Raw genomic sequence first — 19483 nt, forward strand, 5'->3', positions numbered from 1 at the left:
GGCGAGCTGGTTCCGCCCGGCCGCGTCGTACCGAGCACCCACCGCCTGGCGAACCGGGCGGTGGGTACTCGAACGGTCGCTCAGCAGCCGTTGTACGTGTGGCAGAACTGGCGGAAGGTCTCCTTGTTCTGCTTCCGCTGCTCGTCGTACGCCTTCTCCCTGGGGGTCTTGTGCCCTCCGTTCCAGAGGTTGTCGAACAATCCTCCGATCGCGACGAAGACCCCCGTGCTGCAAGCTCCCATTGCGCCCGCCGCCCCCGGGCCGCTGGGCGCGAACGGCGCGGCGCACCCGAGGCCGACGGCGCCACCCACGCCACCCCCGACAGTTCCCCTGATCACCTTGTACCAGAGGGGCTGGTCAGGCTCCTTGTTGTCGAGCTTGTCGATGTTCGGGTCCGGATATTTACAGCCGATCTCCCAGCACGGGCTGGGACCGCCGGACATGTGGAACCGGCCCACCCCGCCACCGCCTCCGCCGCCACCTTGGCGGTTGGCGCCGCGGAGCGTCAGTGCCCAGGTCACGGCCTGTGCGGCCTGCTGCGCGGTCCTGGTCGCCGAAGCCAGGATGTCGTTGGAGTTCTTCAGCATCTGGTCGAGGTTCTTGGACTCCGCGTCGTCGACCCAGCGCTGGAGTTTGCGGGTGACCCGTTCCTGGACCTTGACCAGCTCCCGGATCGTGCGCTGGATCTTGTAGATCTCCCGGACCTGGTAACTGACCCAGCTGATCAGCGCGTTGGCCAGCGAGTTCCAGCCCAGCGCCCGGAAGACGTTGTAGATCGCCACCGCCAGGATCACCATCCGGCTCTTCGTGACGAGCCGCTCCCGCTCCTCGGTGATCCGCTTGACGACGACCTTGACCACCTCACGCAGCGTGGTGACGGTCTCGGTCACGTAGCGCTCGCCGTCGGGGTCGCTGAAAGTGACGGGGCTGTTGTTGGCGTAGGCGTAGGCGTTCATCTGCTGCGGATCCTCGAAGTCCAGTAGCGGGTCGGCCGAGATGAACCGCCCGGTGCCCGGGTCGTACTGCCGCGCCCCGAGGTTCACCAGCCCGGTCGAGTCGTCCTGGACGCCGCCGACGAAGCCACGCTGACCGGCCCACTCCGTCGGCGCGGCGCCACGCACCTCGCCGTACGGCGTGATCCGGCGCCGCTGGATCGCCAGGCTGACCGAGTCGACCGACACGGTCAGCGTGCCGTGGTGGTCACTGCTGACCCACTTGATCTTGTCGCCGACTCGCACGGCCACCGCGTGATCGCCGAGCGAGTAGTACCGCGTCCCGACCAGGCTGCCGTCCGGCTTGAGCAGCAGCTCCGTCGCACCGAGCAGCAAGGTCGTCCCGCCGGCATCCCTGCGCAGGATCTGGTTGCCCTCCGCGTCGTAGATGTACTTGCTGGACTTCCCGTTCCCGGCGAGCTCGGTGAGCTTGCCGTCGTCGCTCCACGTCAGCGTGTCCTTGACGCCGCCCTTGGTCCGCGTGGTCAGGTTCCCGCTCGCGTCGTACTTGTACTCGTCGACCCGGGTGCCGCCGGTGCCGGTCGTGGTCACCTTCTCGACGGCGTGCGGGCCGGGCTGTCCGGCCGCCGGGTACTTGTAGCTGGCATCGGTCTGCGTCGTCGGCGTGATCCGCCGCTCGGACTTCCGGTTGCCGATGGCATCGAATGTCCAGCTGTACCAGTACGGCGCGGGCCCGCCCAGCGCGTCCTTGCTCCGGGCCGCCGCGCAGTCACCGCTGAGCGGCGTCCAGGCCTGCGTCAGCCGCCGGTAGTGGTCGTAGCCGAAGCACTGGGTGTCGGTCGAGTTGTCGGTGGTCGGGGTATCGGTGGCCTGCAGGACGTTCCCGGCCGCGTCGTACTTGTAGCTGACATCGGAGGCGTACCCGTTCGGCGTCAGCAGACTCGAGCGGGACAGCCGGTGCGAGCCCTCTTCGTACTCGAAGAGCTGCTCGGTCCAGTTGTCGCCGTTCTCGACCTTGATCCGGCTGGTCTCGCCGTACGCCGTGTAGTCGGTCTCGGTCACGTACGGCGCGGCGCCGGTCAAGGTGATCGGCCGGCTGCGGGAGTCGTAGCCGGTGGTGACCGTCTCCTGCGGCAGTCCGCCGACGGCGGGCATCGTGGTGCTCTTCACCTGGCCGTCGGAGGTGTAGGTGGTGCCGATCGGGTAGACGCCCTTGAGGTTGCCTTCGGAGGCCGGCAGGACGAGCTCGGTCCCGGTCGGTCGTCCGGCGGCGTCGTACCCGGTGTAGCGCGTGGTGTAGGGGTTGCCGTCGACATAGCGGGTCGCGCTGGTGATCTGGCCCGGCTTGATCGTGTCGTAGACCGTCTCGCTGATGACCGTGCCGCCCCGCTTGACCGCGGTCTTCCGGCCGAGGATGTCGTAGCTGAAGGTGAGCGTGATGTTGCGCGCGTCCTTCGCCGTGACCATCTGGTCGAGCTCGTTGTAGGTGTAGGTCGTCGGGCCGCGATCGGGGTCGTTGTCCTCGATCTTGCGGCCGCGCAGGTCGTACTTGTACGACCAGACGTTACCCGCCGGGTCGGTGACCGAGGCGATCTGGCCGCGGGTGGTGTAGGCATAGGTCGTCTTGTCGTACGCGCCGGTGGCCTTGTTGCCCTCGTAGGCGCGCAACTCGACCAGCCGGCCCTGCAGGTCGGTGATCCTGGTGGTCGCCTGCTCACCGGTCGGGGGTTCGATGGTCTCGACCCCGGTCCCGTTGGTGTGCGTGCGGGCCCACTGCTGGACGCCGTTGGTCTTGAACGACTCCACCTGCGGCCGGCCGAGGGCGTCGAAAGTCGTCAGCTTCTGGGCCGGGAGTTTCGACTCGTCGGTCGGCTTGACGATCTCGAAGCCGAGCGGCGCGTTGTTGTAGTACGGGCCGTTCTGCTTGACGACCTGTCCGCGGCTGTCGGTCAGGTAGTCGGTGACGATCCGGCCGACCCCGTCGGCGGACTCGCTCTGGGTCTGCCGGCGGCGGCCGAGACCATCGCTGAACTCGCGCACGATCTCGGTGCTGCCGTCGGCGCGCAGTGCGGTGCTGGTGACGAGGCCCGGCTTACCGGTGTCGTCGCGGTACACGTTGACGACATCGGGGATCGCGCCCGTGTTGCCGGCCCGGCGGGTCTCCAGGACCCGGCCGAGCGCGTCGCGCTTGGTCGTCGTGGTGCGGTTGGCGATATCGGTGACGGACAGCTCCTCGCCCCAGGCCGGGTCGACCGTGCTGGTCGCGGTCTGGCCGTTCGGCTGGATGGTCCTGGTCGCGGTGACCGGACCGCCGGTGGCCGGGGTGTAATCGATGGTCGTCGTCGCGGCGCCCTTCTTGGTGTGCCGGATCCGCCCGAAGACGTCGTAGTCGATGGTGTTCGTGGTCTGGTAGATCTCCTTGCCGGCGGCATCGAATCCGGACAGCCGGGCGTGCGCCAGCTTGTCGCCGGTGGCGGGGTCGTAGGTGGTCACGGTGTCCGAGATGACGTCGTCCTTCGTCCACGGCTTGGTACACGCGACATCGACGGTCTGCTGCCGCGCCGGCAGGCCGCTCAGCCCGGCCGCCGGGCTGTCGAAGTACTCGTAGCGGGTGCAGACGTCGTCGTCGGCGTCGTTGACGTCGCGCAGATCGCTCTTCTGCGTGAGCCGGCCGGTGGCCTCGTCGATGGTGTTCGACGCCGAGCTGCTCTTCCAGCCGGACCCGGTGGCCTGGTCCTGACGAACCGCCTGCTCGGCCACCCGATAGGCCTTCGTGGTGCCCCACGGACGCTGCCGGGTGGCCGTCGCGACCTTGGACACCCACTGGTCGGCGATCGAGCGGTCGACGATCGTGGCGCCGGAGTACGTCGCCTGTTCCCGGGACCGTCCGGTCAGCGCGTTCAGGTCCTTCGACTTGGCGCCGGTCGAGTCGGTGATCGAGACGTCCTTGACCGAGTTGTCGAGCCGGACGTCGCCGTCCATCCCGCGGTAGTAGGTGTTGAGCTTGACCGTCGCGGGCCCGTCGACGCCGTCGCCGGTGATCACCTTGACCTTCTCGTACCCGCGCCACTGCGACCAGGTCTTGCGGTCGACCTCGACCAGGCCGTCCTCCTCGTCGTGCCGCCAGGCCGGCGCCTCCGGGTACTCGATCCGGGTGAGCTGGTCGCGGGTCCCGCCGACCTGGTCGGACTCCTTGACCTCGTCGACGACGTACTTCGCGAACCAGTCCTGCCGTTCGGCCTGGTCCTTCGGCGTCCACTTGATCGGGTAGCAGCGCTTGCGATTGTCGTCGACCGCCGGCAGATCGCTGGGGTTCACGCAGTCCGGCGCCTTGTAGTGCACGGCCACCTGCCCGCCGGTGCCGTAGGTGACGGTCTGCACCCGGGGCCAGAGCAGCGCCGGCTGGCCGACCGAGTCGGGCCCGATCAGCCGGTTCGGCAGCATCTGCGCGGCGAAGGTGACCTCGGGCAAGGTCTTGGTTCCGCCGACGTGACCGGTGTTGCCGAGACCGTCCAGCCACAGCATGCTCGAGCGGCCGCCGTCCTTCGGGTCCAGGAAGCTCTGCCGCAGCGACCACGAGTCGACCGGCGCGTACGCCGAACCGCGCCACACCTCGGAGACCACCCGGGCCAACCGCTTCTTGGTCCAGAACGTCGGCGACAGGACGGTCCCGCAGTTCACGGTGCTCGTGCACTCCTGGTCGAGCGGGGTGTCGACGTAGTCGGCGGCGACACATCCGGTGGTCTTGAGGCACCGCTCGGCGGTCTCGAAGCGGACCTGGGCGACCTTGGCGGCGTTGTCGGTCAGCTTGTTCTTCTGCTGGCCGTACTCGATCCGGTTGATGTTGCCGGCCCGGGTGTAGGGGGTGGACAGCGTCGCCTTCCCGGCCCGGCCGTACCTGTTGGTCTCGACGTCGTAGTAGTAGCTCATCGTGTTGCCGTGCGGATCGACGACGTAGTCGAGCTGCCACTTGTAGGCCTGCTGGCAGAACGAGTCCACGAAGGCCGTCTTGTTGCACGGCTCGCCGCCGTTGTTGCCGGCCACCGGTACGGTCCAGGCCGAGTTGGTGGCGGTGCTTGCCCCTGGCAACTTGTTGAGCCCGAAGTAGTACTGCACGCCGCCCTGGTCGGTGATCCGCCAGTACTCACCCTTCTGACCGGCCCCGGAGTCCGGGCCCTCGTCGCCGTTGTCGGCGTTGCCCAGCCGCTCGATCTTCAGGCCGTCGTCGGTGCGGGAGTGCCAGGTCTTGGTCGTGTCGTCCAGGATCAGCTCACCGCCGGCGCCGTTCAGCGAGAAGGTCGCGTTGTCGGTCGCCCAGCAGTAGTCACCGGTCGCGGCGGTGCCGTTGTTGCCCTTCTTCTCGGTCTTCGAACCGCAGGAGGCGTAGCGGCGTTCGATCGAGCCGCCCGGCGCCAGTTCGAACCCGGCGCCGACCCACGAACCCTGGCTGTTGCTGGCGGTGGTCCGCCCGTCGACGGCGCCGGAGTTGTAGCCCAGGGCAACCGTCGGCTTGGGGCCGCCGAGGCTCGGCGGGACCTGCATCGGGTACGACCAGTTGAAGTCGCCCGAGGAGCCGCCGACCTGCCAGGTCGCGGTCGGGTTGAGCGCGGTGGCGGTGCCGTCTCCGGACGGCCCGGACGGCGCCGCGGCCAGGGCGAACGTGGCCGGCGCGGCCGCCGCGGGGACGTCGGCCGCGATCGTGCCGGTCCCGTCGTTCCGGCTGGGAACGCGGACCGGCTGACATCCCGCGCAGTCCGGAATCCTCAGCACCTGCAGCCGTGTCGACCAGTCGCCGCCGTACGCCTGGCGGAAGGCGCTGTAGTCGAGCCGGAGGCCGACCTGACCGGCCTTGGCGACGCCGTCGGTACGGCGCACCGTGAAGCGCAGCTCAGCGCCGTTCCGCTCGAGCAGCTCGATGGCGACCTTGCCCGGTGCCGCCGCGACGGTTGCGCGCTCGGCCGCGGTCACACCGGCCGCTGCCTTGTTCACGGGACCGGCCGGTCCGACGGCGAAGGGGAGTGCGCCGGCCTGCGTCATTGGCACGACCGCGGTCGCGACGCGACCGGCGGACGGCGCCTGCGGCTTCGGTACGTCGACCTCCGCGCGACCGGCCGCCGGCCAGCGCTGCTCGGGGATCGAGGTCACTGTACGTTCGGCGTCCCGGTCGGGGATGCCTGCCTTGGGCAGCAGGGTCTCGGTCGGGACCGACTTCTCCTTGCGCGGTTCGGCGCCGCGTGCCGTGGGTTTGGGCTTGCCGGTGGCAGGTTCACCCGAAGCAACCCCGGGAATGGTCACGACCAGACTGATCGCGACGGCGATGGCCGTCGACGACGTCCGCCAGTATCGGCGCACACGCATGAGGACTCCCTGGTTGAGCGGGGCAGGGCAGGGCGGAGCATCAGTGCAGAGGAATGCGGTCTCCGGGGCAACCTGTTCGACCGGCAGCGAATGGTCCGGTGGAAATCGGGCAACCATCTGCAGCACGGTGGAATGGTCCGGCCGAGAAGTTCCGCGTCGCTGCGGACTGTGCGATTGTGGCCGCCGTCTCGTGGCTCCTCCCGACAGGAGAACAGCGTGTTCACCTCACCGACACTTCGCGTGCTGACAGCCGCGATCGTCACCCTGCCGCTGTTCCTGGTCCACGTACCGACGACAACGGCAGCCGGCCCTCCTGCTCCGGCCGTCGATCGTCCCAGCAGCACCGTCGACGATGCGGCCGCGCGGGCCCGGAAGACCGGTCAACGGGTCGAGCTGCCGGAGCTGAGGTCGACCTCGCGCGAGGTCTACGTGAATCCTGACGGATCCCACACGATGGTTCAGCGGGTCACGCCGGTGCGGACCGGTGCCGCGGCCGGCTGGAAGGCACTGGACCCGACGCTCCGTTTCGGTGCCGACGGCAAGGTTCGTCCGGCGGTCAGCGATCGAGGCCTCGTCCTGTCCGGCGGTGGACCGGGTGCGGGGCTGGTCAGCCTTGGCGGCCCGAATCAGCGGGTGAGTCTCGGCTGGCCCGGCACATTGCCGAAGCCGGTGCTACGCGACGACACCGCGACGTACGTCGATGTCCTGCCGGGCGTGGATCTGCGGCTGCGTGCCGAACCGACGGGCTTCGCCAAGGCGCTCGTGGTGAAGACCCCGGCCGCGGGCCGCAACCCCGCGCTTCGCGAGCTGCGGTTCCAGCTGCGCGGCACCGGGCTGACCTTCACCCACACCGCGGACGGGACGACGCTCGCCAAGGATCGCCGCGGACGGGCGATCTTCTCCTCCGGACAGCCGCTGATGTGGGACTCGGCCACCGAGCCGGTGACGAAACCTCTCGCCACCAGCCTGGCTGACGGCGTACTGACCATCCGGCCGGACCAAGCAATGCTGAGCTCGCCGTCGACGCGCTACCCGGTGATCATCGACCCGCCCTGGTCGGACGACGCGGGCGATCTGTGGACGCACGTCAACCTGAGGGCACCGACGCAGAGCTACTGGGCGTACGACCGGGCCCAGGGTGCCAAGGTCGGCCAGGCCTGGGGAGCGGACACCGATACCTACCGATCGCTGTTCAACCTCGACACGACGGGGATCGCCGGTGCCCGCATCGTCCGGGCGCGGTTCTCCGTCGTCCTCGACCATTCGCCGGACGGCACGGCCCGGCCGGTCGACCTCTACCGGACCACGCCGGTCAGCCGGGCCCAAGAGGTCACTTGGAACAACACGGGCTGGCTGAAGTACCTGGCCACCGCGAGTGGGCACGCCAAGTCCGGCGCACCGGACATGGCCATGGGCTGGGAGTCACCCGACCTGAAGTCGGAGATCCAGAAGATCGCCACGGCGCGGGAGACCTCGGTGTCGCTCGGGCTGCGAGCGCCGAGCGAGACCGACGAGTACCAGTGGAAGAAGTTCCACGGTGCGACCGCGTCCATCATCATCGACTACAACAACGCTCCGCGGATGCCGCTGAAGGTCAACTTCGACATCCCCAAGCCCTGCGGGACCAAGACTGCGCCGACCCCGATCAGCACCCGGCAGCCGGCCTTCTCCGGGGTCGCTTCCGATCCGGACGGCGACAGCCTGGTGAACAAGCTGGAGATCCACCGCGTCTCCGACGACGTCACGGTCTACCAGCAGGACACCGGGATCACCGGCAACGGCGCTGCCTTCACCTGGTCCCCGGTTCCGGAGGACGTGCTGAGCGACGACACGCCGTACTACTACCTCGCCCGCAGCGACGACCGGGTCGCGGGCGACGACATCGAGTCCGGGCCGCCGACGGCGAAGTGCTACTTCACGATCGACAGCCAGGCGCCGGGGGAGGCGCTCCGGGCTTCGGCCGATTTCCCCGACGGGCGGCCGGGCAAGCCGGCCCGCGAGGTGGGGACGATCACGTTCAGTCCGGCCCCGGGTGACACCGACGTCGTCGAGTACCAGTACGGATTCGAGCAGGCCAAGATCGTGCTCACGGTGAAGGCGCGTCCGGACGGGACCGCCGTACTGCCGATCAGTGTGCCCTCGTCGAGCCGCAGGCTCTGGGTGCGCGCCGTGGACAAGGCCGGCAACGTGGGGCCGCTGTCGGCGCGAGCCTGGACGTTGATCGCGGCGGCCAACACCCCGGCGCCACGGGTGCGCTCCGACGTGAACGGCGACGGCGCGGCCGACGTGGTTCTCGTCGTCGACCAGGGGTTCGGCCGGACCGGAGTCTGGAACGTCCTCAGCCGCAACGGCACACTCGGTACCGGGACGATGGCGTGGGACACCGGGATCAACGGCGGGTTCGCGTTGTCGCGTAGCCGGCCGGTCCAGGGTGACTTCACCGGGGACGGCCGGACGGACCTGGCCTTCTTCCGCGACGAGCCCGGACGCCGGGTGGCGCTCTACGTGATGGTGTCGGACGGCAACCGGTACGAGCCGCCGTCGACGCCGACCTGGAAGGCGCCGCAGGCGGACTGGACGATCGCGACCGCGCATGTCACGTCCGGTGACGTGACCGGGGACAAGGTGAGCGACATCGTCGTCCAGCTCAACGCCGGGAACGGCGTGTGGCGGGTCGTGGTGTACCCGGGCGGCAATCTGTCCGCGCCCGTGCAGTGGCTGCGGACGACGACGGCCGGCGGCGACTGGGCGCTGACCCAGCCGGTGCTGACCGACGTGGACGGTGACGGGAAGGACGACCTGGCCGTCATTCGCAAGACCGGTGACTGCCGCGCGGTCGTGGACGTCTACAAGTCGTCCGGTACAGCGTTCGGGGCCGCGACGACGGCGTACAACGGCGCGTACTGCTTCGACAAGGGACACCCGGTCGCGGGCGATGTGGACGCCGACGGCAAGGGCGACATCGTCTCGGTGTACGACAACGGAACCGGAACCGTCCTGAAGACCTTCCGATCGACCGGTACGGCGTTCACGCTGTCGGACTGGTGGACCGGGAACGATCGCGACCCGCTGCGTACCTCGCTCCAGGTCGGCGACCTCGACAAGGACGGAAAGGCCGACGCGGCCCTGGTCACGTCGATGGACGGCGGCGGTCGGCAGGTCGCGCACCTGCGCTCGACCGGGACCACGTTCGAGGCTCCGGTCAGCGATTGGACCGAGCCGGCGGTCGGCGCCTCGGACACCGGTCCGAAGTTCGACCTGGAGTCGCGGACCTACGAACTGGTCGCACGCAACAGCGGTAAGTGCATGGACGTGGAGAACGGGAGTCTGACCGACCCCGCAACGATCCAGCAGTGGGATTGCTTGAACGCCCTGCATCAGCGTTTCCGGGTCGTGCCGGTCGCCGGAACCGACCAGTACGAGCTGCACATGGTGCATGTCGACGGCGCCGGCATCGACGGCACCGCACGCTGTGCCGACGTCGGAAACCAGAGCGTGGCCGACAACGCGCCGCTCGTGCAGTGGAAGTGCCTCGGCCAGGGGAATCAGCAAGTCCTGCTCGACTATGTGGAGGGGAGCAGCTACGACACGGTGTTCCGGCTCCGCTTCGCGCACAGCGGTAAGTGCGCGGCGGTTCAGGACGCCTCGACGGCGAATGGTGCCGACATCGTCCAGCGGACCTGCGCCCCGGTAGCGGAGCAGCAGTGGTTCCTGCGAGCGGCGCTGAACACGACCCAGCTGGACGGCCGCTACAAGATCCGGGCGCTCCGCGATCCCACCAAGGACTACGTCCTCGACATCAAGAACTGCGATCCGGCCCAAGGCATCCGGACGTGGGACTGGGTCCCGGACAGCCCGTGCCAGCGGTGGCAGGCCAAACCGCTCGGCGACGACGTCTACCAGATCGTCGACCCGTCGACCGGGACCGCGCTGCAGGTCGAGAACTGCTCCCGGATGCCGGCCGCCAGGCTGGTCGCCTTCGGTACGGACGCCTCCGACTGCCAGCGCTGGCGGATCGAACCCGCTGCAGGTAACAGCTGGACCCTGCAGCAGGCCGATACCGGTTTCATGGTCGACGTGCCGATGTGCGTGAAGGAAAAGGTCGCGGAGGTCATCGTCTGGCACTACTGGAACGGGCCCTGCCAGCGCTGGCAGCTGACGAAGATGTAGCGGTCAGTCGTCGTGCGGCGCCGGGGCCTTGACCGCGAGGACCGGGACCGGTGACTCGAGCAGCACGCGCTGGGCGGTGCTGCCGAGGATGAGTTTGCCGACGGGGGAGCGGCGGCGGAGGCCGAGGACGATCAGACCGACGTCCTCGGCCGCGGCCGCCTTCAGCAGTTCGCCGGCGACGTCGCCGGCGGAGACGGCCTGCTGAATCGTCACCTCGACGCCGCGCTCGCGCAGTTTCGCCTCGGCGGCGGCGAGCTCGGTGTCGTTGGCGTAGCGGGCGTCGATGTAGGCGTCGCCGCGACTGGTGTTGAGCAGCAGGACGGAGGCGCTGTGCAGGGCGGCCTCCTGGGCGGCGGCGTCGAGCGCCGCCTCACCTTCCGGCGTGGGGACGTAACCAACCAGGATCTTCACGCTGCATACTCTCCCATCAGTCGTCCTCGCCGAACGTCAGGCGCTGGTGCGCGGGCCGCGTGCCCCGGATCCGGGCCACGATCCGCGGCAGGTACGGGACGAACAGGGCGAGCACCGTCAAGATGATGATGACCAGGCTGAGCGGCCGGGTGAAGAAGACGCTCGCGTCGCCGTTCGAGATCACCAGCGCCCGGCGGAACTGCTCCTCCATCGTCGGGCCGAGGATCACGCCGAGGATGACGGGTGCGATCGGGAAGTCGAGTTTGCGCATGAAGAATCCGACGACGCCGATCAGCAGCGCCATCAGCACCTCGTAGCCGGACCCCGACAGCGAGTAGACGCCGAGACAGGCGAAGACCAGGATGCCGGCGTACAGCAGCGGGCGGGGCACCTTCAGCACCTGGACCCAGATCTGGATCAGCGGCAGGTTCATGATCAGCAGGATCAGGTTGCCGACGTACAGGGACGCGATCAGCGTCCAGACCAGGGTGCTGTTGTTCTCGAACAACTGCGGCCCGGGCTGCACGTTGAAGATCTGGAACGCGGCCAGCATCACCGCGGCCGTCGCGGACGTCGGCAGGCCGAGCGTCAGCAGCGGGACCAGGACGCCGGAGAACGACGCGTTGTTGGCCGCCTCCGGACCGGCGACGCCCTCGATCGCGCCGTTCCCGAACTCGTCGCGGCCCTTCTTCCGCGCTCGCCGCCGCTCGATCGAGTACGACAGGAAGGTCGGCACCTCGGCGCCGCCGGACGGGATCGCGCCGAACGGGAAGCCGAGCGCGGTCCCGCGCAACCACGGCGCCCACGAGCGCTTCCAGTCCGACTTGTTCAGGTAGCCGGTGCGCAGCCGGCCCTTCTCGAGGACGGCGGGCCGGTCGGGCGTCGACCGCAGCCGGGACGCGACGTGCAGCGTCTCGCCGATCGCGAACAGACCGACGATCACGATGACGACGTCGATCCCGTCGAGCAGCCGCAGTGAGCCGAAGGTGTATCGCGGCGCGCCGGAGAGGCTGTCGAGCCCGATCAGGCCGATGAAGAGGCCGACGGTCAGCGACAGCAGGCCGCGGACCATCGAGTGCCCGACGAGCGCCGTGACGGCGACCATCGCGAGCAGGGTGACCGCGAAGTAGTCGGTGGCCTGGAAGTGGCTGGCCAGGCTGCCGATCGGCTTCGCGACGAAGGTGAGCAGGACGGTCGAGATCGTCCCGGCGATGAAGGATCCGATCGCCGCGGTCGCGAGTGCGGCCCGGGCGCGGCCCTTGAGGGCCATCTTGTGACCCTCGATCGCGGTCGCCACCGAGGCGGACTCACCGGGGGTGTTGATCAGGATCGAGGTGGTCGACCCGCCGTACATGGCGCCGTAGTAGATCCCGGCGAACATGATGAACGCGCCGATCGGGTCGGAGAAGTTGAACGTGATCGGCAGTAGCAGCGCGATCGTCAGCGCGGGCCCGATCCCGGGCAGGATGCCGACGAGCATGCCGAGCGTGACGCCGAGGACGGCCCACAGCAGGTTCATCGGGTCGAGCACGGTGCCGAAGCCGTTCAGCAGGTCACCGGCGACACTCAGACTCGTCACAGGCCCAGCACCCCCTCCGGCAGCGAGATGTCCAGGAACCGGGTGAACGCGACGTACACCACGACCGCCAGCACGAGCGAGGTGACGACGTCCCGCGCCACCTGCCGGCTACCCAGCACTCGCGCGGCCGCGAAGAACAGCAACGCGGTCGCGATCATGTACCCCAGCGGCACCACGAGCAGCGCATAAAGGACCAGCAGCCCCGAAACCGCCACCGGCTCGAACCAGCTCCGCCCGCCGGCCCCCTTGGCCCCCTTCGGCGACCGCAACCCCTCCACCAAGTACGCCACCGAGAACACCAGCCAAGCCGTTGTCACCAGCAACGGAAAGAACCGCGGCCCCGCCGGATCGAACCCCTTAGGACTCCGAATCCCGAAAACCCCCACCAAGAACGTCGCACTCAACACAATCAACACCAGCGCCGCGACAATCCGCACCACCCGCGAAGCCTCGACCTCAACATCCGAAGCCCGCACCTCGGCCTCGTCGGGCGCAGGCGCGACCTGGTCGACCGCGCCGGTCTCCGGCGTCTCGCGTTCCGGGGTGTTGTCCTGTTGGGTGTTCATACGATCCCCAGCTCTTTGAGGAGGGCCTGGACTCGGGTGGTTTCGGTGGCGATGAACTGTTTGGCCTCGTCGCCGGTCTTGAAGAACTCGGTCCAGCCTTGTTTCTTGCGGATCTCGGCCCATTCGGGGGAGGCGTTGACGCTGGTGACGAAGTCGATCAGGCGGGCGCGGTCGGCGTCCGGGAGGTCCGGGGGCGCGACGATCGCGCGCCAGTTCTGGACTTCGGCGTCGTAGCCCTCGGACTTCATCGTCGGCAACTGCTTGCCGCCGACGGTGAGCGGCTCGGCGCCGGTGGTGGCCAGGACCCGCATCTTGCCCGCGGTGATCTGCTCCTCGAACTCGCTCATCCCGGAGATCCCGACCGTGACGTCACCGGACAGGATCGCCGCGGTCGCCTCACCGCCGCCGGAGTAACTGATGTACTTCACCTTCGCCGGCTCGAGCCCGGCCGCCTTCACCAGCGTGCCCGCGGTGATGTGGTCGGTACCGCCGATCGTGCCGCCGCCCCAGCTGACGCTCGCCGGATCCGCCTCGTACATCGCGACGAGATCCTTCAGCGACTTCAGCGGGGAGTCGGCCTTGACGACGATCACCTCCTGCTCCGCGGTCAGCGTCGCGATCGGCGTGGCGTCGGAGACGGTGATCTGCGACTGGTTCAGCGTCAGCGCGCCGACCATCACCAGCCCGGTGATCATCAGCGTGTGCGGGTCCTTGCGATTCTTCGTGACCAGCTTCGAGATGCCGACCGCGCCGCCCGCGCCGGTCACGTTCACGACCGAGACGGAACGGCCCGGGAGGAGCTTGTCCTCCTGGATCACGTGCTGGAACTGCCGCGCGGTCAGGTCCCAGCCGCCGCCGGGGGCCGCGGGCACCATGATCTCGACGTTGCGGCTGGGGAAGTCGCCGGCGACGCTGCCGCCGTCGAGCGTCTTCTCCAGCGCCGAGCAGCCACTGGCGAGCAGGCTGACGGCCAGGCCCGCGGCGACCAGCGCCGTACGGGATCGCGCCATGGGAATACCTCCGTGGGCGAGGGGGTCCGATTGTGCGTGACCGTAGCAGCATTCCACCAGGAGGTACAGAGATTCCGTTCTACGGTACGCCGCGTTATGGTCGAAGAACTGGAGCGAGGGGAGTGGCCGGATGGGTGACAGTGACGGGGTCCGCAGCGTGCACCGGGCGCTGGACCTGCTCGAGCGGTTCGACGACGAACACCCGAGCTGGACGCTGGCCGCGCTGACGACCGCCAGCGGACTGCCGAAGACGACCGTACTCCGCCTTGTCACGACATTGGAGCAACGCGGCCTGGTGGCGGCGATCGGGCCGGGTAAGTACGCGATCGGCCCGGGCTTCCTGCGCTGGTCGCGGCTGAGCAGCGCGACGATGGAGATCCCGCCCGCGGTCCGCGCGGCGATGGGCCGGCTGGCCGCCGACACCGGCGAGACCGCCAACCTGTACATCCGCGTCGGCCGAACCCGCGTCTGCCTGGCCCAGGCTCAAGGCACCCTCAGCATCCGGCACACCGTGGCCGTCGGCTCCTCCATGCCGCTGTGGAGCGGCGCCGCCTCGAAGGTCCTCCTCACCGACCCGCCCGTACTCGGCGTCGATCCCTCCGTCATCGAAGAAGTCGCCCTCGAAGCGCCACGCCCGCCCGGCTTCGCCAAACGCCTCCGCGCGGCCGCTGCGGACGCCGAGTCCCGCGGCTTCGCCGTCAGCCACGGCGAGCGTGAACTGGGCGCGTCCGGCGTCGCCGCTCCCATCCGTCGCGCCGACGGCCGCGTGGTAGCCGCCATCGCCATCGGCGGCCCCACCACCCGCTTCTCGGACGACCGCCTTCCCGCCTACATCACCGCCGTCCGCCGCTGCGCCGCCACCATCATCACCACCAACTGGAGCGGCTTCAGTGCCACCTGACGCGGATCTTCTGGACGGCGTTCGAGTCCTCGACCTGACGAACGTGCTGGCAGGGCCGTTCGCGGGGTATCAGCTCGCGCTGATGGGCGCGGACGTGGTGAAGGTCGAGGTGCCGGGGGTGGGGGATCTGGCCCGGAATCTCGGCGGCGACCCGGAGCTGTCGGCGGACGGGTTGGGGATCTCGTTCCTGGCACAGAACGGGGGGAAGCGCTCTCTGACCCTGGATCTGAAGAACCCGGCCGGCCGCGAGGTGTTCGAGCGGCTGGTGCGGGACGCCGATGTGCTGCTGGAGAACTTCCGGCCCGGGGTGCTGGCGCGACTCGGGTTCCCGGTGGAGCGGTTGCGGGAGCTGAACGCCGGTCTCGTGTACTGCGCGGTCTCGGGTTTCGGTCAGACCGGGCCGATGCGCGGGCGGCCGGCGTACGACCAGATCATTCAGGGCCTGTCCGGGATCATGAGCGTCACGGGAACGCCGGAGAGCGCTCCAACGCGGACCGGCTTCCCGATCGCCGACACCCTCGGCGGGTACGCCGCCGCGTTCGCCATCTCGGCCGCGCTCGTGAAGCGCTCCCGCACCGGGATCGGCAGCTACCTCGACGTCTCCATGCTGGAGACCGCTGTCGCCGCGATGGGCTGGGTCGTCTCCGACTACCTGGTCGCCGGCCGCGTCCCGCGCGCGATGGGCAACGAGAACGCGACGTCCGCGCCCTCCGGCACGTTTCGCACCGCCGCCGGGGACCTGAACATCGCCGCGAACAAACAAGAGCAGTACGTCGAGCTGTGTCGCGTCCTCGACCGCCCGGACCTGATCACCGACGAGCGCTTCGCCACCCGCGAGTCCCGCAAGACCCACCGCGCCGAGCTCAAAGCCGAACTCGAGCAAACCCTCGAACGCGAGTCAGCCGCCCACTGGGACGAGCTCCTGGCCGGCACCGGCGTACCGGTCGCCCCCGTACTCACCGTCGAGGAAGCGCTCTCTCTCGAGCAGCTGAGCGTGCGTGAGCTCTTCCACGAGGTCCCCATGCCCGACGGCAGAGAGCGCTCCCTGCGCGTTCTCGGCAGCAGCGTCCACGTCGACGGCCACCCCGTCGCCCCCACCACCCGCCCACCCCGCCTAGGCGAGCACACCACCCAAATCCTCACCACCCTCGGCTACACCCCCGCCGAAATAGAAGCCCTCGCCCAGAAAGGCGCAACATGACAAGCGCGAAGTCTGGGGTGGGGAATGGGGCTGACTGGTGGGCGACGGGGATTTCCGACATTTCGCCTGGGGTGATCAGGTTTCGGGGGTATGCGATCGAGGAGCTGATTGGGGAGGTGGGGTTTGCGGAGATGGTTTGGCTGATGACGAGGGGGGAGTTGCCGACGGCTGCTGAGGGCCGGCTGGTGGAGCTGACGCTGGTGGCGGCGGTGGACCATGGGCCGCAGGCGCCTTCGATCGCGGCGGCGCGGATGGCGGCGTCCTGTGGGTTGGAGCTCAACAATGCGATGGCTACGGGGGTGAATCTGCTCGGGGACGTGCATGGCGGGGCGGGGCAGCAGTGTTTGGAGTTGTTGTACGGACTGGAGGCGGCGGGCGGGGAGCCCGAGGCGGCGGCTCGTGAGTTGGTCGCGGAGTACAAGGCGCGTGGGCAGTTCGTGCCTGGGTTCGGGCACCGGTTTCATCCGCGCGACCCGCGGCGGGATCCGCTGATCGGCGCCGCTCAGCAGGCTGTTGCCGAGGGCATCATCGGTGGCCGGTACGTCGAGCTGGCGCTGGCGTTGGAGAGCGCTCTCGCACCGATCCCGATGAATATCGACGGCGCGACGGCGACCATCTACGCGGAGCTTGGGTTTCCGGTCCCGCTCGCGCGCGGCCTGTTTGTCTTGTCCCGTTCGGTCGGCATCCTCGCCCACGCCTACGAGCAGTCCCAGGAGCCGACCCGTATCAAGGGCCCGCTCCCGAAGGGCGTGCTGCCGACCTACACCGGCGTCCCGCCGCGCAAGCTCAGCTGAGCTTGTTCCGCAAGACCTTCCCGGTCGCGTTCCGCGGCAGCTCGTCGACGATGACAACCTCCCGAGGCGTCTTGTACCGCGCCAACTGACCCCGGACGTGCGCGATCAGCTCATCCGCCGGCACCGGCGACCGCAGGACGACGTACGCCGCCAGCCGCTGCCCGAACTCGTCATCCGGTACGCCGACCACCGCCGCCTCGGCCACCGCCGGATGCCGGGTCAGACAGTCCTCGACCTCGATCGGGTACACGTTCTCCCCGCCCGACACGATCATGTCGTCCTCGCGCCCGTCGACGAACAACCGCCCCGCCCGATCCAGATGCCCCAGATCGCCCGTGCTCATCCGCCGCCCGATGACCGACTTGTTCGACCCGTCGGAGTACCCGCCGAACACCAGCCCGCTGCTCACGAAGATCCGCCCGGTCTCACCGACGCCGACCGGCTGACCGGCGGCGTCCAGGATCCGCACCGAGCTCCCCAGACAGGGCCGCCCGACCGTCCCCGGCGCCGCGAGTAGATCGGCGGCATTGGCGATCGTCGCGATCCCCACCTCACTCGACCCGTAGGCGTCACACAACACCGGCCCGAACTGCGCGATGAACTCCTCCGCCAACGGCGCCCCCAACGCCGACGCCCCCGAGATCACCGCCCGCAACGAGCGGACGTCGTACCGCGCGATCTCCGCCGGCCCCAGCTCCAGGAGCCGGCGCAACATCACCGGTACGGCGACGATCGACCCGATCCGATACTCGTCGACGCGCCGCAGCACCTCCGCCGCGTCGAACCGCCGCGTCAGCACCAGCGGCGACCCGAAGAACAACGCCATCATCGACGTCAGCAGGCCCAGCCCGTGGAACAACGGCGGCCCGATCAGCATCGGCTCCCCGGAGCGCAGCCCGAAGCGCCGGAGCGCGCTCGCCGTCAGCCCAGCCAGCCCCAACGCCGTCGGCACCCGCGGCGCCGCCTTCGGCGTACCGGTCGTCCCCGACGTCAGAATGGTGATGTGCCCAGGGCTCGGCGGCGTGGGCGCCGGAGCGGCCGTGGACACCGCGAGCTCGGACAGATCCGACAGCACAGCGGGCAAATCAGCAGGCGCCGCGAACTCCGCATCATGGACGAGCAGATCCGGCCGATGCCGCTCCAGCACCGCGGCCAGCTGCGGCGCCGCGAACTCCGTGTTCACGAACAGCACATCCGCGCCGACCCGAGACGCGGCCAGCGTAGCCTCCAGGAACCCTCGATGGTTCCGGCACAGCACCGCAACCTTGCTCCCGGCAACGATCCCGTACGACGCATGCAGCTCCGCCGCGATCCGCTCACACCGGCGATCCAGCTCGGCGTACGTCGTACTCCCGTCGTCGTCGATCACCGCCGTCCGCTCCGGGTATCGCACCGCGGCGATCGCGCCGAGCGCGGCCATCGACTGCCCCCAATGCCGCAGCGCCCGCTCGATCCCGAGCAGATGCCCGGGATGCGCCGGCCGCCAGATGCCCGACTTCACCACCGCGACCGACACCCCGCCCAGCTCGGCGGCGGTGCTCCGCAACCTCACGCGCCGCTCCCCGGCTTCCGCGGCCGTTCACCGCGCCGGAAGTACAGCTCGAACAGCCGATCCGTCGGCACCCGGAACAGATTCCCCAGCACATCGGCCGGCCGAACCATCGGGGGAGTGATGTTGTTCGGTCGCGCCGCGACCGCCGTACAGACCTGATCCGCGGCCTGCTCCGGACTCAGCCCCGGCATCTTGTTCAGCAACAGCGTCGGAGCACTCATCCGCGTGTGGACGAGCCCCATGTAAACCGTCGAGGTGGTCACCCCGTCGCCGCGGACCTCCTGCGCCACGCACCGCAGCCAGACGTCGAACGCGCTCTTCGAGGCGAGGTACGCCGACCAGCGCGCCATCGGCGGCGTCCGGACGCCGGCCGTCGACACGTTCACGATGTGCCCGGCACGCCGCTCGCGCATCGACGGCAGCAGTTCGAGGACGAGCTTGGCCGGGCCGAGGTAGTTGACCGCGTTCGTCCGCTCGATGTCGTGGAACCGCTGGTACGAGTCGGCAACGGACCGCCGGATCGACTTACCCGCGTTGTTCACCAGGACGTCGACCCGCCCGTGCTCGGCGAGAATCGACCGGACGAGCGTCTCGATCGCGGCCGGATCGGCCAGGTTCGCCGGATAGGCGAATGCCTGACCCTCATCGGCCCGGATCTCCGCGGCGACGGCCTCCAGCTGGTCCGCCGTCCGCGCGACCAGCAGGACCGTGGCCCCGGCCCGCGCCAGCCGGCGCGCGGTCGCCTCGCCGATCCCGTACGACGAGCCGGTCACCAGCACGACCCGCCCACGCACCGCCGCGGCCAGCCGTTCGTCCGGGACCCGCGCCCGCCCGTTCGTCAGCGCGACGAGCAACGGCCACCCAACAGGACGCTTCGCGGTCACCATGTGACCGACATTACCCGCAAGTAGCCCGCGCCGACAGGCATCGTGACAGAGTTTGTGTCACGGTCGCGCAGAGGCCGGGGTCAACGGCCACGTGACCCCGG

At 69.3% G+C, this 19483-nt stretch carries 11 protein-coding genes; 4 read left to right on the forward strand and 7 right to left on the reverse strand.

Features of this window, described 5'->3' with window-relative positions; genetic code table 11:
* Positions 1 to 80 precede the first annotated feature (80 nt).
* A complete protein-coding gene (locus tag ACZ6ZD_RS27775) occupies positions 81 to 6311 on the reverse strand; it encodes an RHS repeat domain-containing protein (protein WP_465676853.1) in 6231 nt (2076 codons plus the stop codon).
* A 216-nt stretch (positions 6312 to 6527) separates the two neighbouring features.
* Between ACZ6ZD_RS27775 and ACZ6ZD_RS27780 the strand changes: the two genes are divergently transcribed.
* On the forward strand, positions 6528 to 10481 hold the full coding sequence (locus ACZ6ZD_RS27780; protein WP_465676854.1) for an RICIN domain-containing protein: 3954 nt from the start codon (positions 6528 to 6530) through the stop codon (positions 10479 to 10481).
* 3 nt (positions 10482 to 10484) lie between these two features.
* On the opposite strand, the gene ACZ6ZD_RS27785 is transcribed toward ACZ6ZD_RS27780, so the two are convergent.
* From ACZ6ZD_RS27785 to ACZ6ZD_RS27800, 4 genes are read right to left on the reverse strand one after another with little or no spacing between them, the layout of a single operon-like run.
* Positions 10485 to 10892 (reverse strand): universal stress protein, encoded by a 408-nt coding sequence (locus ACZ6ZD_RS27785; RefSeq protein WP_465676855.1) that lies wholly within the window; start codon positions 10890 to 10892, stop codon positions 10485 to 10487.
* 16 nt (positions 10893 to 10908) lie between these two features.
* A complete protein-coding gene (locus ACZ6ZD_RS27790; protein ID WP_465676856.1) occupies positions 10909 to 12471 on the reverse strand; it encodes a tripartite tricarboxylate transporter permease in 1563 nt (520 codons plus the stop codon).
* Complete coding sequence (locus ACZ6ZD_RS27795; RefSeq protein WP_465676857.1) at positions 12468 to 13037, reverse strand: tripartite tricarboxylate transporter TctB family protein; 570 nt, start codon at positions 13035 to 13037, stop codon at positions 12468 to 12470. The genes ACZ6ZD_RS27790 and ACZ6ZD_RS27795 overlap by 4 nt, the downstream gene beginning before the upstream one ends.
* On the reverse strand, positions 13034 to 14047 hold the full coding sequence (locus ACZ6ZD_RS27800) for a Bug family tripartite tricarboxylate transporter substrate binding protein (protein ID WP_465676858.1): 1014 nt from the start codon (positions 14045 to 14047) through the stop codon (positions 13034 to 13036). Before ACZ6ZD_RS27800 ends, ACZ6ZD_RS27795 begins: the two co-directional genes overlap by 4 nt.
* Before the next feature lie 130 nt (positions 14048 to 14177).
* Here ACZ6ZD_RS27800 and ACZ6ZD_RS27805 point away from each other — a divergent pair, with 130 nt between their 5' ends.
* Genes ACZ6ZD_RS27805 through ACZ6ZD_RS27815 form a run of 3 tightly spaced genes read left to right on the forward strand, consistent with a single transcriptional unit; the run spans position 14178 to position 16943 of the window.
* Complete coding sequence (locus ACZ6ZD_RS27805; RefSeq protein WP_465676859.1) at positions 14178 to 14948, forward strand: IclR family transcriptional regulator; 771 nt, start codon at positions 14178 to 14180, stop codon at positions 14946 to 14948.
* A complete protein-coding gene (locus tag ACZ6ZD_RS27810) occupies positions 14938 to 16149 on the forward strand; it encodes a CaiB/BaiF CoA transferase family protein (RefSeq protein ID WP_465676860.1) in 1212 nt (403 codons plus the stop codon). Before ACZ6ZD_RS27805 ends, ACZ6ZD_RS27810 begins: the two co-directional genes overlap by 11 nt.
* A complete protein-coding gene (locus tag ACZ6ZD_RS27815) occupies positions 16146 to 16943 on the forward strand; it encodes a citryl-CoA lyase (protein ID WP_465676861.1) in 798 nt (265 codons plus the stop codon). The genes ACZ6ZD_RS27810 and ACZ6ZD_RS27815 overlap by 4 nt, the downstream gene beginning before the upstream one ends.
* Here the strand turns inward: ACZ6ZD_RS27815 and ACZ6ZD_RS27820 are convergent.
* Together ACZ6ZD_RS27820 and ACZ6ZD_RS27825 are read right to left on the reverse strand one after the other, a co-directional pair.
* A complete protein-coding gene (locus tag ACZ6ZD_RS27820) occupies positions 16936 to 18495 on the reverse strand; it encodes an AMP-binding protein (RefSeq protein ID WP_465676862.1) in 1560 nt (519 codons plus the stop codon). The genes ACZ6ZD_RS27815 and ACZ6ZD_RS27820 overlap by 8 nt on opposite strands.
* Positions 18492 to 19382, reverse strand: coding sequence for an SDR family NAD(P)-dependent oxidoreductase (locus tag ACZ6ZD_RS27825; RefSeq protein ID WP_465676863.1), 891 nt, complete (start codon positions 19380 to 19382; stop codon positions 18492 to 18494). The genes ACZ6ZD_RS27820 and ACZ6ZD_RS27825 overlap by 4 nt, the downstream gene beginning before the upstream one ends.
* Positions 19383 to 19483 lie beyond the last annotated feature (101 nt).

This window comes from Kribbella sp. NPDC104218 (assembly GCF_055584105.1).